General features: G+C 61.1%; 7 protein-coding genes. All 7 read left to right on the forward strand.

The features are described from left to right. Nucleotides 1-248: 248 nt before the first annotated feature. The 7 genes from QZY03_RS21100 (at nt 249) to QZY03_RS21130 (ending at nt 15,874) form a co-directional block, all read left to right on the forward strand. The gene (locus tag QZY03_RS21100) at nt 249-1,973 is read left to right on the forward strand and encodes a type I secretion system permease/ATPase (RefSeq protein ID WP_295584306.1); all 1,725 of its coding nucleotides are present in this window, start codon (nt 249-251) and stop codon (nt 1,971-1,973) included. Nucleotides 1,974-2,042: 69 nt separating this feature from the next. After that, on the forward strand, nt 2,043-3,383 hold the full coding sequence (locus QZY03_RS21105) for an HlyD family type I secretion periplasmic adaptor subunit (RefSeq protein WP_295584308.1): 1,341 nt from the start codon (nt 2,043-2,045) through the stop codon (nt 3,381-3,383). 58 nt (nt 3,384-3,441) lie between these two features. After that, a complete protein-coding gene (gene crcB / locus QZY03_RS21110; protein ID WP_295584310.1) occupies nt 3,442-3,831 on the forward strand; it encodes a fluoride efflux transporter CrcB in 390 nt (129 codons plus the stop codon). Nucleotides 3,832-4,147: 316 nt separating this feature from the next. Then, a complete protein-coding gene (locus QZY03_RS21115) occupies nt 4,148-6,484 on the forward strand; it encodes a DUF1631 domain-containing protein (RefSeq protein WP_295584312.1) in 2,337 nt (778 codons plus the stop codon). A gap of 470 nt (nt 6,485-6,954) precedes the next feature. Beyond that, nucleotides 6,955-8,301 carry an ABC transporter ATP-binding protein gene (locus QZY03_RS21120; RefSeq protein WP_295584313.1) on the forward strand — a complete coding sequence of 449 codons (1,347 nt, stop codon included), beginning with the start codon at nt 6,955-6,957 and terminating at the stop codon, nt 8,299-8,301. Nucleotides 8,302-8,338: 37 nt separating this feature from the next. Next, the gene (locus QZY03_RS21125) at nt 8,339-14,023 is read left to right on the forward strand and encodes a glycosyltransferase (protein WP_295584315.1); all 5,685 of its coding nucleotides are present in this window, start codon (nt 8,339-8,341) and stop codon (nt 14,021-14,023) included. A 108-nt stretch (nt 14,024-14,131) separates the two neighbouring features. Continuing rightward, nucleotides 14,132-15,874 (forward strand): hypothetical protein, encoded by a 1,743-nt coding sequence (locus tag QZY03_RS21130; protein WP_295584317.1) that lies wholly within the window; start codon nt 14,132-14,134, stop codon nt 15,872-15,874. Nucleotides 15,875-16,400 lie beyond the last annotated feature (526 nt).

Consider the following 16,400-nt stretch of genomic DNA (forward strand, 5'->3'; position numbering starts at 1 on the left):
ACACCTGCGCGCGCTTTCTCAGTATCTGCCTTTCGACTCCTGGGATGACCTGTTTGACTTCATGCTGGAGGGTCTGCGGCCGGCTTCGCGCAAGCCCCGAAGCCGGCCAAATACGGGGTAGGGTCAAATTTGGAATTGCTGGTGCCCACCCACCTGCGATCCTGGTATACTCTTGTGTTACGGTCTATCACGACCGCGAGCAAGCCGTTGCCCGCGTGCTCGCCCTTCCCCGAGTCCGGTATTCAATCGTGTCGAAAGCCAAACCACCACGCGATGAACTGCGCGCCGCGCTGCAGGCCAGCCGGGACTCTTTCCTCTATGCCGGTCTGTTCAGCCTGTTCATTAACCTCTTATTGTTGGTGCCGGCACTTTACATGCTGCAGGTCTACGACCGCGTCCTGGCGAGCAGCAGCGAAACGACCCTGTTGATGCTGACCATCCTGGCCGTGGGTCTCTACGCGATCATGGCAGCGCTGGAGTTCGTGCGCTCGCGGATCCTGGTGCGGGTCGGGGCGCGGATCGATATGTCGCTCAACGCCCGTCTCTTTACCGCCATGTTCGATGCCGGTCTGCGCGGGCGCAAGGGGGCGGGGGCACAACCGATTCAGGACCTGGGTACCTTGCGTCAGTTTCTGACCGGCAACGGGCTCTTCGGGTTTTTCGACGTCCCCTGGATACCCGTCTATCTTGCCGTCCTGTTCCTGCTGCATCCCTGGATTGGTTGGCTGGCCGTTGGTGGCTCGGTGCTGTTGATCGGGCTGGCGTTCGCCAACGAGTTGCTCACGCGCAATCCACTGGGCCAGGCCAACACCCTGTCGGTTGCGACCAATCAATACGTCTCCGCGAATCTGCGTAATGCCGAGGCGCTGGAGGCCATGGGCATGCTCCACAATGTGCAGGAGCGCTGGCTGACACGCCATGTGGAAGTGCTGAAACTTCAGGCCCTGGCGAGTGACCGTGCCGGTCTGCTTGCCAACACCAGTAAGGCGGTGCGGATCACCTTGCAGTCCTTGGTGTTGGGTGTTGGCGCCTACCTGGCGATCCAGCAGATCGTGACCCCCGGCGTCATGATTGCCGGGTCGATCCTGATGGGGCGGGCGCTTGCCCCAGTGGATATGCTGATCGGCACCTGGAAGGGGTTTCTCGGGGCGCGCAGCGCCTATGAGCGCTTGCGTGAACTGCTGCATGCCATTCCCCAGCGGCTCCCGAAGATGAGCCTGCCCGCGCCGAAGGGGCGCGTTTCAGTGGAGGACGTGGTGGCCATCCCCCCCGGCTCTGATGTGGCGGTCCTGAAACGGATCAGCTTTGAAGTGTCCGCCGGTGAGGTGGTGGCCATTATCGGCCCCAGCGCCGCGGGTAAATCGACGCTCGCGCGGGTGCTACTCGGTGTCTGGCCGATCGCCTCGGGCACCGTGCGCATCGATGGCGCTGATATCGCCAACTGGAACCGCGAACAGCTCGGCCCATTCATCGGCTATCTGCCTCAGGATGTGGAACTCTTCGATGGCACGGTCAGTGAGAACATCGCGCGCTTCGCGGTCATCGACCCGGCGAAGGTCGTTGCGGCGGCGCAGCGCGCCTGCGTACATGACATGATTCTGCGTCTGCCGAAGGGCTACGATACCCCCATCGGTGAAGGCGGCGCGGTGCTTTCGGGCGGTCAACGACAACGCATTGGCCTGGCTCGGGCACTGTATGGCAAACCGGCCCTGGTCGTGCTGGACGAACCCAATTCCAATCTCGATGATCAGGGAGAGGCCGCGCTGGTTGCGGCCATTGCCCAGCTCAAGGCGGAGCGCGCGACGGTGTTTATCATCACCCACCGACCGAGCGTCTTGAACAGCGTGGATAAGATCCTCGCGTTGCGCGAGGGTGCCATCGCCTTGTTTGCGCCCCGCGATCAGGTGCTGGCGCAACTCATCAAGCCCGCGGCGATAACCCGCGCCGACCCTGCACTCAGCCTGGCGCGCTAACCGTACGGCCCCTCACGTCTCCTCCCTCGTGATGGGGGGAGGGAGCGAACCCTGCATCGACGGACTCCAATGAACGCCACCGTAATTCCCCTACCGGTCAAAACACTCGCCGACTCCACTTGTTTGCGTACCACTGATCGCCCTGAGCGCATCCTGGGGGTGCTGATCCTGCTGATCGGATTCGGCGGCTTGGGCCTGTGGTCCGCACTGGCCCCGATCGATAGTGCGGTTGTCGCCGAAGGGATGGTCAACGTTGAATCTTCCCGTAAGACGATTCAGCATTTCGAAGGCGGTATCTTGACTGAGATCACCGTGCGCGAAGGCGATTCGGTGAAGACCGGCCAAGTGCTGATGCGGCTCGACGACACCGATGCCCGGGCGCAGTTGGAGATTATCCGCAGTCAATACCTGGCGCAGCGCGCCGAGGAGGCCCGGTTGATCGCCGAGCGTGATGAGCGCAATGCGATCGACTTTCCGGAAGATCTGTTGGGCGCGCAGGTGGACCCGCGGGTACACCTGGCGATTACCGGGCAGCAGCGTGTCTTTGAGACCAGGCGTAAGGCCAGGGATGGAGAAATCGAGGTGCTGCAGCAACGTATCGGTCAGCTCGACGAACAGGTTCGCGGGTTCGAAGCCTTGACTGCAAGCGAAACCGATCGAATCGCGCTCTATCAGGAGGAGATCGATGGCTTAAATAAACTGTTCGCGAAAGGGCTTGGCGATAAGGGTCGCTTGCGTGAGTCGCAACGGTTGATTGCCGAGGTGTCGGGTGACCGCGGTCAACACCAGGCGGCAATCGCTGGGGCGAAGGTGCAGATCGGCGAGACCCGGTTGCAGATCGTTCAGGTGGAACGCAATTTCTCAAGTGAAGTCGCTGAACAGTTGCGTGCCGTCCAAACGACGCTCTCGGACCTGCGTGAACGGATGGGCGCACTGGAGAAGACCGTCGAGCGTACGGTGATCAGAGCACCGGTCGACGGGTCCGTGGTTGGCATGAAGATTCATACGGTCGGCGGGGTGCTGCGCCCTGGTGACATGATCATGGATATCATTCCGCGAGGCGAGCCGCTGCTGGTGGAAGCGCGCGTCCGGCCGCAGGACATCGACCGCGTGGCGCCTGGTCTGGAGTCTGAGATTCGCTTCAGCGCATTCAATGCGCGACTGACTCCGACGGTGCCGGGCAAGGTCTTGACGATCTCCGCGGATCGGCTGACGGACCCGGCGAATGGGTTCTCGTATTACCTGGCACGTATCCAGGTGACCACCGAGGGTCTTGCCGCTTTGGGTAAACGTACTTTGCTTCCTGGCATGCCGGCGGAGGTCATGATCAAGACCGGGGAGCGGACTTTCTTCGAGTATCTGGTACGCCCGTTGACCGACCGGTTGGCGCGAGCGTTCAAGGAAGATTGACCCCGGCCCACAACAGTTACGCGCCGCGTGCCGAGGGCGCTTTCTTGGTTAACGGGTCATGAACATCCTCGCCCTCCTTGCCGTGTTCTCCGGAGCGGGTCTGGGCGCCCTGCTGCGCTGGGGATTGGGCTTGCGGCTTAATCCCCTCTTTCCCTCCTTGCCGTTGGGAACCCTGGCCGCCAACCTCCTGGGCGGCTTGCTGGTGGGCCTCGCCGTGGCCTGGATGGGGCGCCATCCAGGCCTCCCGCCGGAGTTGCGGCTCTTCGTCATCACCGGTTTTCTCGGCGGACTCACGACTTTTTCGACCTTTTCCGCTGAAGTGGTGACCATGCTCGCGCGGGGCGAGTACGGCTGGGGCCTCGCCGCCGCGGGCGCTCACCTCGCCGGCTCGCTTGTACTGACGGTCACCGGCATGGGTCTGGCTCACCTGCTGCTTGCGCGGGGCTGATGGGGCCGCGATGCGGCTTCGGCGAATCATGACCGGATTATCCCGGCTGACGCGCAGAGAAGATGAACGGAGGATGACGGCGCCCTCGGTGTTCTGAATGCCAGCTCAGGGGACTGGCAGAAATCGCCAGAGATGTGATCGGATCGGCAGTGTGACGCAAGAGTCCCTTTTATACTTGGCATCAAAGTGTGCTTTCCAAGAACGAGAGAATGCGGGCCGGCAGATCGGTGACAACCGAACACGCGCTCCATTGCCAAGCTAGGCTGGTCTTTGTGCCGTAAGGCGCAGAGTGGTTTTGCCTGCTGGGACCTAGTCCATGCCGGATCACCAATCATCGAATGCGCTGCCCCTCGCAGCCAAAATCGCCAGTCCCGAGGCGGGACAACCGCGTGTCGATGCGGCTGACCTGCTCATGGTCTGCCGCGACCGGCTTGCCCAGGGTGTTGCAACGGCCTTTGCCGAGAACCTGGGGCGCGCGAACGACGACTTGCTCGGCATGGCCGATCGTGCCACCAGCCTGAATCAGCAGCAGTTGTGTTTCGCCGCGATGAATCTGTTGAGCAATCGTGGTCAAGTGCTGCTGGCACAGTTCCGGGCCAGCTATGTCCACTTCTTTGATCATAACGTCTCCGCGCTCCAACGCGGCCGCAGTGTCCCGGAGGGCGACGCCGACTGCCGCCTGATCGACGCCGATGACTTCCAGCGTGATCTGGCGATCGACAAGCTTGCGGTCCGTGCCGCTTGTCGCTGCGCATCACAACTGAGCGCGCTCGACCGGCGCCTCGCCGCGCTGCTGCAGCTCCCATGGATCAGCCAGGACGACAATCCGCTCTACCCGCGCGCCCTGTTTGCGGCCATGCTCAATGTGTTTGCCGTACTCAAGGTCGGGGATCAGGTGGCGCTGATGCTCCTCAAACAGTTCGAACGTCAGACCGCAGCTGAACTTCCGAGTATCTACAACGACCTCAACCGCCATCTCATCGACTATGGCATCCTGCCCGAGATCCCGGTCGGGATGCCTGCCGCGGTGCACAGCGCCGCGTCGCTTGAACCCGTGTCGTCAGGGTCGTCGTCGTCCCTGGGCGTGGTTGACTCTGAACCAAGCGTCGCCGTACCGCGGATCGCCGGGGCAGGTTTCGACCTGACGGATCATGGTGCGCCCGCCCAGTTCGAAAACGAGGTCTTTGCCCAACTTGCGCGAGTAATCGCGACCGCCACGGGCAACCCTCACGGGCGGCTGGGACCGTCTGCAGGGTCCCGCCCGCCGGAGTCGTCGCTCGGGTTGGCCCAACTGATCGAGTCCCTGACCCGCCTGCAACTCGGCCGTGCGGATACCCGTCACCTGGCTGGCCTGGGTCAGGTGCCGATCGACCCGATATCCACCACCGTCCTGCGGCAACTGCGCGCCACGGCGATGGTCAGTCGATCGCACCCGGTCGATGCCTTGACGATCGATATCGTGGCCATGCTTTTTGATGCCATCTTCGACGACCCCGACCTGTCGGTAACGCTGCGCGCGCAGATCGCCAAGCTTCAGATTCCGGTGCTCAAGGCGGCCCTGCTGGATAAAGCCTTCTTCTCCAACAAGCGGCATCCGGCCCGGCGTTTGCTTGATCTCATCGCCAACTCGGGGGTGGGCCGCAACCAAGCCGATGAACCCCGTCTGATGGCCAGAATCCAACCCATCGTCGATGCCGTGGTTACCGGCTTTGATACCGACATCAACGTCTTTGCCAAGCAGGCGCTCAAGCTCGATGACTTCCTCCAGGACGAGGACGCGCAGGCGCAGACCCGAACCACCGCTACGGTGGACCAACTCGCGCAACGCGAGCGCCAGGAGGTCGTCAAGACACGCGTGGACGCGGAGATCCACAGGCGATTGGCGCAGCGCGGTGTGCCTGCCCTGGTCGCCGAATTCCTCGACTGCCACTGGCGCCTGGTGCTGACGCGCACCTATGTTCGCTCGGGCGGCGAGGGAGCCCCGTGGGTCGCGGCCTTGGCCGCGCTGGATGACCTGATCTGGAGTGTCCAGCCAAAGCGGGGAGCGGCGGAGCGCAACCGGCTTCTCACACTGTTGCCGGACTTGCTGAAACGACTGCGTACCGCAATCGAGGCCGTCGGGCGCAATGACGCCTGGGATCCCTTCTTTGGTCAGTTGATCAAGCTGCACGTTGCGGCACTGCATAAGGACGGCATCCCGGACAGCCAACGCGAGCCATCGGATACGGCACTCGCGCCGGTGCTGCCGACCCTGTCAAAGCAAAATACGCGCAAAGGTCTGCGGACCCTGGAACTGGTCGATGGTCCGTCGGGCATCGAATACCGTCCAGCGGATCCGATCGCCGCGGTGAGCCAGCCGGTGCCCAAAGAGGACCGCCATCTGTGGCTCGCCCGTTCCCTGGGCGTTGGCGCCTGGGTCGAGTTCGAGAGTTTCCGGGGGACGCGCAAAACCCTGCGTCTCAACTGGATCAGTGAACTGCGTGGGGTCTGTCTGTTCGCCAACCGCCAGGGCGAGAACACCGTGACGTTGGCGACTCCCAGCCTCGCCGAACATCTGCGCGAAGGGACCGCGCGGGTGCTGAGCCAGGCCCCGCTGACCGATCGCGCGGTCGCGCACCTGTTGGAAGGCAGGGCGACGCGTGCCGCGACCTAGCGCCGCGCGCCCCATCGATCCGGGCGTGGCATCTCCCCCTACGGTGACGGATACGCGGCTGGGCGCAGCCTCGCTGCACGGCGTTCGCAGTGTGTTGGAATGGCTGATCCGCTATAATGCCACGCCTTGCTAATTGGTTGCTTGGTGCGGCCTCGATCAAGATTCCGGCCACTTGGGCTCGCCGGGTGCGTAGTCAGGCCATCCTGGCCTGACACCGTCAGGGCTGGAAGCCCTGACTACGCACACCGGTGGCCGGGATTACGATCAAGGCCGTTGGTGCCGTGGCATTCCGATCCTGGACTTTCCCAGGCCGCATCGCGGCACCATTAGGGTTTTACTGTAACCAACGCTGCCGCGGGTCCGATTCCCGAATCGGCGCCGAAGATCCTGTGAGCCGACAGGTTGATTCCTCGTGGCGGGTTTCAAAATGCCCCTGATGTCACGGATTAGGGTGCGCTGGAGGTTTGTCGATGTCCGTCGAGCCGATGATTTGCGTTGAGGGCTTGAGCAAGTGTTACCAGGTCTATGCGCATCCCCAGGATCGGCTCAAGCAAACCCTCTGGCGCGGTCGGCGCACTTTCTACCGCGAGTTTTGGGCACTACGGGATGTATCTTTTACGGTGCACCGTGGTGAGACTGTCGGAATCATCGGGCGCAATGGCTCCGGCAAGTCCACGTTGTTGCAGATGATCTGCAGCACCCTGACGCCGACGACCGGAGACATTGCGGTGTTCGGAAGGGTTGCGGCCCTTCTGGAGCTCGGCGCCGGATTCAATCCGGAGTTCAGCGGTCTCGATAATGTGCGCATGAATGCCACCTTGCTCGGTCTGACGCCAGCCGAGATTGATGCGCGTCTGCCGGACATTCTCGCGTTCGCGGACATCGGGGAGTTCATTGATCAGCCGGTCAAGACCTATTCCAGCGGTATGTTCGTGCGGCTCGCCTTTGCGGTGATTGCTCATGTCGACGCGGATATCCTGATCATCGACGAGGCGCTGGCGGTCGGCGACGGTTTCTTCACCCAGAAATGTATGCGTTTCTTGCGGCAATTTCGGGAGACCGGTACCTTGCTGTTCGTCAGCCACGATACGAGCGCGGTCCTCAATCTTTGCGCTCGGGCGGTGTGGCTGGATCATGGCTCAGTGCGGCAGCAGGGGGTCGCCAAGGAGGTGTGCGAAGCCTATCTTGCCGACATCTCCGATCAACAGCGACGGGAGTTGGGCGTCGGCTCGGTCAGTTCGCCGACAACGGAGCCTGCGGCAGCGGAGCGACGGCCGACGCGCGTCCTGGATCAGCGGCTGTCTTACCTGAATCACAGTCGGTTCCGTAACGATATCGAGATCTTCAACTTCAGTCCCGACGCCATCGCCCATGGTGCCGGCGGGGCACGTGTCATTGATGTGGCACTGCGGGACGCGCATGGCAATCGCCTCGCTTGGGCGGTCGGCGGCAGCGACGTCGAACTGGTGGTGCAGGTCGAGGCAATGACTGCCGTTGCGCGTCCGATTGTCGGTTTTTTCGTGAAGGACCGCCTCGGCCAACTGTTGTTCGGCGACAATACTTTTTTGACCCGCGCGCATGATCCGCTGCCGGTCACCGCGGGTGATCACTTTGAGGCCCGCTTTGCCTTCGCTTTACCGATTCTGCCTCCCGGTGAATACTCTGTGGATATTGGTGTGGCCGAAGGAAGTCAAAGCGATCACATCCATCATCACTGGGCGCATGATGCCCTGTTATTTCGAGCCCATACGAGCAGTGTCACCACGGGCCTGATCGGTATTCCGATGGCGCGTATCGCGCTTGAACGGATCGGCTGATCGCTGCGCGCTCTAGCGGTTATAGAGAGTCACCCTTATGTCCCATCAGTATCACCGCCTTTTTGATCCAGAGGCGCAGGATTCCCTGGCGAAACTCGCCCGCCTCGTCCGTCCCGGCTCGGAGGTGCTCGACCTTGGCGCCGGGCCGGGCGTATTGGCGACGTATTTGATGGAGGAACGGGCCTGTTACGTCGATGGCATCGAATACGACCCCGCGTCCGCTGAGCAGGGACAGCGAGCCTTTCGCTCCTTGTGGGTGGCGGATCTCAATCTGGAAGATCCGGCTGCGTTGGTCGGATCTGCGCGTTACGATTTTATCGTTTGTGCCGACATCCTGGAACATCTCATTGCGCCGGAAGCCCTGCTGTGCCGGCTCGCCGGCCTGCTCAAGCAGGATGGGCAGTTGCTGCTTTCGGTGCCGAATGTGGCGCACGTCGGGCTGATTGCCGAGTTGATTGGCGGCGAACTGCGTTACCGTCAGGAAGGTTTGCTGGATCGGACCCATCTGCGTTTCTTTACCCGCGCCTCGCTCAAACGGTTGCTGACTGAGTCCGGGTGGCGCGCTCTGCAGATCGATCAGGTGCGGGTGCCGATTACCCAGAGTGAGTTTTCGCCCGCGGCCCTGACTGATTTGCCGCCGCCGGTGCGCGACCTGCTGCTCGTCGCCGAAGACGCCGAGACCTATCAGTTCATCGTGGCGTGCGTGCCGCGGGAGCGGGTGTTGAGCGAGTTGACGGCTGCGGCTTTACCAGTTCCGAGTCCGACGATAGTGGATGTGATCGTGCCGGTGTATGCCGGTCTGGCCGAGACCCGGGCCTGTATCGAAAGTGTGCTAAACGCGCCCGTCACCGTGCCATTCGAGTTGGTCGTCATTGATGACTGCGGTCCCGAGCCGGCCTTGCGCGAATGGCTGCGCGGGCTTGCGGAGCAGGGACGTTTGACCCTGCTGGAGAACGCGGAGAATCAGGGGTTCATCGTCTCCGTGAACCGCGGTATGGCCTTGCATGATGATCGGGATGTCATCCTGTTGAACAGCGATACCGAGGTGGCGAACGATTGGCTCGATCGGCTGCGCGCTGCCGCCTATCAAGCGGCGGATGTCGGCACCGTGACACCCTTTGCAAATAGCGGTGCGACGATTTGCGCTTACCCGTTGTTCTGCGTTGATAATGCACTTCCCGCGGGATGGAGTGTCGCGGCGCTCGATGCCCTGATGCGTAAGATCAATCCTGATGCGGGCGTCGATTTGCCGACCTCGGTGGGTTACTGTACCTATATCCGACGCGACTGTTTGCAAGCCGTTGGTCTTTTCGACGCTTTCGCCTTCGGGCGCGGCTATGGCGAAGAAAATGACTTCAGCATGCGCGCGCGCTATGCCGGGTGGCGTCACCGTCTGGCCGCCGATGTGTTTGTCTTGCATCGCGGGGGCGTCAGCTTCGGCAACGATAAGGCGGCGCTGGTGGCCCAGGCGGGACTGACGTTGCGCGAGCGGCACCCGGCTTATGACCTGATCGTAGCAGAGCACATCAGAAAGGATCCGGCGCGGGCGCTGCGCCAGCGGGTCGACTGGCAACGCCTGGCGCGTTCGCCACGGCGACGCCTGTTGTTTATCAGCCATGACTGGGGCGGAGGTGTGGAGCGACATCTGCGCGAGCTGGCCCTATGGCTCGAACCCTCGGCCGAGGTCCTGGTGCTGCGTCCCGCGGGTGAGGATGATTTGACGTTGTCCTGGCAGCGCGGCGGCGAGGCGGCCGTCCTCAGCTTCCATCGGACGCTTGACCATGATCGCCTGATCAGGCTGCTGCGTGCATTGCGCATCGAGCGCGTTCATGTGCATCACTTGCTGGGGATCGAGGAGGCGGCGCGGCAGGTCCTGGGTGCCTTGGCGGTGCCCTACGATCTGACCGTACATGACTTTCTGCCGGTGTGCCCCCGAATCAATCTGATCGATAGTAATGGACATTTTTGCGATCAGCCCGCCGCGGCGGTTTGCGGGCGCTGCCTGGCGGCCGATCCGGCAGCCCGTTCCAGGGATATCCTGGCCTGGCGGGCCACTCAGGGCGCCTGGTTGTCCGGGGCGGCGCGGGTCTTGGCGCCGAGTCGCGATGCTGCGGCCCGACTGCAGCGTGTCTGGCCGGATCTGGTTGTGCATAGTGCGCCACACGATCAGCTACCCAGTCCGGTTAGCTACCCGCTGCCGCGCCCGCGTCGTTGGTGTGGCCCGGATACGGCATTGCGCGTTGTGGTGCTCGGTCAGTTGTCTGTCGCCAAGGGGTTAAATCTATTGACGGCGTGCGCCCTGGATGCCGCGGCCCGCCGCTTGCCGCTGGAATTCCATCTCGTGGGGCATCCGTTAGGGCCGGTACCCTCGCCCGCACAGGCCCCGTTGATTGTTCACGGTGCTTATCAAGAGTCCGAGTTGCCGGGCCTTCTAAAGTTTCTTGGCCCCCATCTCGCCTGGTTTCCGGCGCGCTGGCCGGAGACCTGGAGCTACACGCTGAGTTCCTGTCTGCAGGCCGGGTTGCCGATCGCGGCTCCACTGCTCGGTGCCTTCCCGGAGCGGCTGGCGACCCGGTCCTGGTCCTGGTTGCTGCCGATCGATCTGGATCCGGGGGAGATCAACGATCGACTGCTGGCATGCGGTAACGGCGATCTGACCACGCTCCAGGATACTGGGCTGAGCAATCCACCCCTGATCGGCCGCTACTTCGATTATCAGATGAACTATTTGATGCCAATCGCCGCGGCACGTCCGGAGGACGGTGAGGCGATGGCTGTTGTGATCGCGGCAGACGTGTCGGTTGGACATACAACAAGACCCCGACCTTTCGCGCTCCATCAAAGCTCGGGGCAAGCGCTGATTGACCAGATTGCGCGTCTGCGCGAGGAAAACGACGCCCTCCGGGGCGGTATCGCCGAACGCGATGCGCTTCTCACCCGGCAGCGCGACGATGCGCTGCGTGCATGGAGCGAGTTGGCGAATCACCGCGCTGAGATTGCCGGATTGTTGGAGCATCAGCGTGCCGAACGTGCCGAACTATTGGTGCACCACCGAACGGAATGTGCTGAACTGTTAGCGCGTCACCGAACGGTGTATTCTGGCCTGTTGGTGCACCACCGGACCGAACGTGCCGAGCTGTTGGCACACCACCAGACCGAACGTGCCGAGTTATTGGCCCGCGCCGAGCGCTGCATCCAGACGATGGAGTCTGCTTTGGCGAGCCGCCGGACCGAACGTGCCGAGCTGTTGGCGCACCATCGGACTGAACGTGCCGAGCTGTTGGCGCACCACCGGACCGAACGTGCCGAGCTATTGGCCCGCGCCGAGCGCTGCGTCCAGACGATGGAGTCTGCTTTGGCGCAACGAGATTGGCAGATCAATGAGATCTACCGCTCCACGTCCTGGCGGCTAACCAAGCCCGTACGGGGGATGGGTCGGGCGTTACAGGCGACGCGGGCTGGCCTGGTGTTGACGCTGCGGGCCTTGTGGCATCGACTGCCACTGAGCGAGCAGAACCGTTCCCGGACGAAATCCGCGGTGTTTCGACTCGGTGCCCCGTTATTGCGGGGGAGTTCGGCCTATGTCGCTTGGCTAGAGCAGGTATCCGGGGCTGAACAGGCATCCGGGGTTGAACAGGCATCCGGGGTTGAACAGGCATCCGGGGTTGAACAGGCATCCGAAATTGAACACGTGCCCGAAGTGGAGCATGAACCGACCGCTGCGGCTAACAGCGGGATCAGCATTGATGAGCCCGGACCCCTTGCCCCGATCGTAGAAGACCTGAGAATCCCCGGCGGCGTCGCTTCGCAGCCACGGGTGTCGATCGTGATACCAGTGTACAACAAGCTCGATTACACGCTCGCGTGTCTAGATTCGATTGCCCGGCAACTCCCCCAGGTTTCTATTGAGGTGTTGGTCGTCGATGACGGTTCAACCGACGCGACCGAGCCCCGGCTCTCGATCCGGGAGGATCTGCGCTACTTACGCAATCCGCAGAACCTGGGTTTCGTCGGGTCCTGTAACCGTGGTGCTCAGGCGGCGTGCGGCGAGTTCATTTTCTTTCTGAACAACGATACGGTGGTCCATGAGGGATGGCTGGATCATTTGGTGCAAATCTTCAAGGATGTTCCTGATGTTGGCCTGGTTGGCAGTAAGCTGATCTATCCGGATGGGCGTTTGCAGGAAGCTGGTGGCATTATCTGGACCGATGCCACCGGTTGGAACTGGGGTCGACTTGCTGATCCGACGGCCCCTGAGTTCAGCTTTACCCGTGATGTAGACTATTGCTCCGGGGCGGCTTTGCTGATTCGTCGTGCGCTCTTTATCGAACTCGGCGGGTTTGATGAATGCTACGCGCCGGCCTATTACGAAGATACGGATTTGGCGTTTACCGTGCGCTCGCTCGGCTTGCGCGTACTCTACCAACCGCTGTCTCAGATCACTCACTACGAGGGGATCACTGCCGGCACCGATCTCACCAGCGGCATGAAGGCCTATCAGGTCCGCAATTGCGAACGCTTCCGGGAAAAGTGGCAGATGGAGCTTGCGGCCCACGGCGATTTCCAGTCGCGCCCCCTGCGGCTTTCCGCGGATCGGCGTCCGCGTGCGCGGATGCTGGTCGTAGATGCTTGTACCCCGACACCGGACCAAGACTCCGGCTCACTCGACATGTTCAACTATCTCCGTCTGCTGAGTGAGTTCGGTTACCGCATAACCTTTATTCCGGGGGCTGATCTGTTGCACTTCGGGCGCTATACGACCAGCCTCCAGGCGATGGGCGTCGAGTGCCTTTATCACCCCCATATAAGCAGCGTTGAGCAGGTGCTTGAGACGCGCGGCAGCGAATTCGACGCGGTCATGCTGGTGCGCGTGACGATGGCCTTCGGGCTAGTACATAAGGTCCGGGCTTGCTGTTCCCGCGCACCCATCATCTTCAATACTGTCGATCTCCATTTCCTGAGGGAGCAGCGCCTCGCTGAGCTGGAAACCGGGTGTTCCTCCAGCCCCCAATCCGAGGAGCTGAAGAATCAGGAACTCGCCGTGATTGCCGCCGCGGATACCACCATCGTCATCAGTCCGGTCGAGAAGGATCTGCTGGCAAGCGAACTGCCGGGAGCCAGGGTGCGTGTTATTCCCATTCTGCGTGAGATACCCGGCCGCAGTGTCAGCGATGCCGTTCGTGACGGTATCGTCTTTGTCGGCGGTTTCCGACACCTTCCGAATGTTGATGCAATGTTATGGTTTTGCTCGGAGATTTGGCCTCTGATCCGGCTCAAACTTCCTGCTGTCGAACTGTCGATCATCGGTAGTCACATGGTACCTGAAGTCCATGCCTTGGAAGGCGATGGTGTGCGGGTGCTCGGCTTCGTGGAAGACATCGCGCCGATCTTCGCGCAAGCCCGGCTCTCAGTCGCGCCATTACGCTATGGTGCCGGACAGAAAGGCAAGGTCGTGACGAGCCTTGGCTTTGGGGTGCCGTGCGTGATCACCTCGGTCGCGGCCGAAGGGCTCCGTTTGGGGGACGAAGAAGGCGCATTGATTGCCGATACGGCAGCGGATTTCGCGGCGGCTGTTGTCCGACTCTATCAGGACCCGGTACTCTGGCAGCGTCTCTCGGACGGTGGTCTGGCGCGGGTCGAAAGCGAATTCTCGCTCAACGCGAATCGTGAGAAACTGGCGGCTTTGCTGGCTGAATTGGACTTGCCAACGATTGGGCTTTAACCGCGATCATGGCCTTGATCATCATTTTGGCACTGTTCCCTAACCCGTTAGAACGGGCGCGCGGCGCACTCGCATCATTTCTGTCTCAGATTCCCGCATGAGCACAAAATGATTATGAACGACCTATTATCTAATCGCTGGCCACGACCTCGGGAGACCGCTGTTCTGACGTTCCTGGGGTTGGTTGGGTCGTTCGCCATGGTGGCGTTGCTTGGCGTCGACGCGAATTGGGACCTATTTAACTACCATTATTATAATGGATTTTCGGCAATGACGAACCGGTTGAACTGGGATATTGCCCCAGCGATGCGTCAGTCGTATTTTAATCCCGTCCTGGACCTTCCTACCTACTGGTTAATCAGTCGCTTCGGTACCGGTGCTTTCACCCTGGCGGCGGCAGCAGTTCAGGCACTGCTGATCCCGGTTGTCTGGCTATTGACCTACGCCGTATGTGGTCATCTGCCAGGTAAACGGCGCCAAATTGCTTGCGGCTTGCTCACCCTAATCGCTGTTGTCTCGCCAATCAACCTGCTGGAGCTGGGAACTTCCTACGGCGACAATACCACCGCGCTCCTGATCCTGCTTTCACTGTTGCTGGTGATCGCCCCCCAAACCCATGGTGTTCAGCCGACACTGGGCCGGGTGTTCGCTGCGGGTCTGCTATGCGGTGTCGCCGCCGGGCTAAAGCTTACGAATATGCCTTATTGTCTGGGCTTAGCCGCGGTGGCCCTCTACTGGGTGATATTGCCGCCAGCGGGCTGTCATCGACAGTCAGAACTGCGGCGCGCCCTGGTACTTGGCGCTGGGCTTGGGTTTGGTATCATGGCGAGTTATGGTCCCTGGGGCTGGTATCTCTTCTCCATGACCGGCAACCCATTTTTTCCGCAGTTTAATCACATTTTCCAATCGGACTGGGCGCCGGCAGTGAATTTCGTCGATGCGAGCTTCAAAGCCGACAATTTTACCGGTATGCTGCTGTTCCCTTTCGTTAAGACCTCCGTTTTCGGTAACGTCAATTATCTCGGCCTGTTTGATCTGCGTATTGCCATGGTGCTGATCCTGGCGATCACCGTCGCTTTCTCTTTAGCCGTAAAGAAGTTGGCCGGCCTCTCCGCCTCGGTATCGAGGCAAGATCGGCTGGTGTTTGCCACTGTGATCCTGTTCTTCCTGGCCTCGTATGCCGCGTGGCTTGGCATCTTTTCAATCAATCGGTATGCGGTCGTCTTAGAGATCCTGGCGCCCATCACCATGGTGGCCTTAATCGCATTCATTTGGTCGAGCCCGAGCGCGGTATGGGTGGCTTTGGCGCTGATCATCACCGTTGTTCCGCTGTCCATGTTTTCCGCGCCAGAGCTTTTCCTCCGTCCGGGTGACCGTCGCGCCTGGAATCGTGATCCACTCACCGTCTCTCCGCCGCTAAATCTGAACCTGAAGTCCGCGCCGTTGATCGTCATGCTCGGGGGCGATGCGCCGACCGGCTTTGTGGTGCCCGGGTTTCCGCCATCAACCCGCTTCATCCGGGTCACCGGCAACCTGTACTGGCCTCATCCCGATTACCGGAGGATGGAGGATGGGGACCTGAGCGCACGTCCCGCAGTCTTTGATACCGTGTTGCTCCGGCGAGCCTGCGCGCTGGTCACCGCCCATGCGGGCCCACTGTTTGCGTTGAGCGGCGATCCGGTCTGGCTACCGCCGGATCGGGTAACCTTGGACTGGTTGGGGCTCCAGGCGACGGATGAATGCCAACCTGTTGCCGCGGGCGTCGGCCAAGTCGGAGTCAGGATGTGTCGGCTGGAGAGGACTGCCGCGGCTGCATGTCAGCAGGTACCGCTGCGCGAAACGGGATCGTGATTGCGTTGCGCCATTGACCCACATACCCGCATCGAGCAGACCCATACCTCATCCCAAGGCATGCGTGGACATCGGCCACGGAATCGCCAGCCATGCCGATTGTTGCTACGCTTTACTTTGGCCGCCATTGGCCCGTTAATTTTCATCCCCGCATTCCCGAATGAAGTACGGTCGTCAGGATTTCGAACAGGATTTGCCAGCGACCACCTAAGATCGCCAAAGACTGGTTCGTACAAACGTTAGTAGCGGCCGCTCGATGTGTCGGAAAAATAGCCAACCGGCCAAGACTGTTAGCGCGGAGACAGCAAAAAATACGAGCGTGGCGGAAATCGGCTCAGCCATCTCGAAATTCTTTCTCAAATACAACATGATGCCCATGGCAAAGGGATAAGTACTTCAACTAAAATATTTGTACGCACATCTTACTCTCAGGAAAACCATAAAATTAGTGTTTTATTGCAACTTTTTTCGATACTGATTATCTAAAGCAGTATAGGAAGGAACCACAGTGGAGGTATCGTCTGTC

Source organism: uncultured Lamprocystis sp. (assembly GCF_903933125.1).
Classification (GTDB): domain Bacteria; phylum Pseudomonadota; class Gammaproteobacteria; order Chromatiales; family Chromatiaceae; genus Thiodictyon.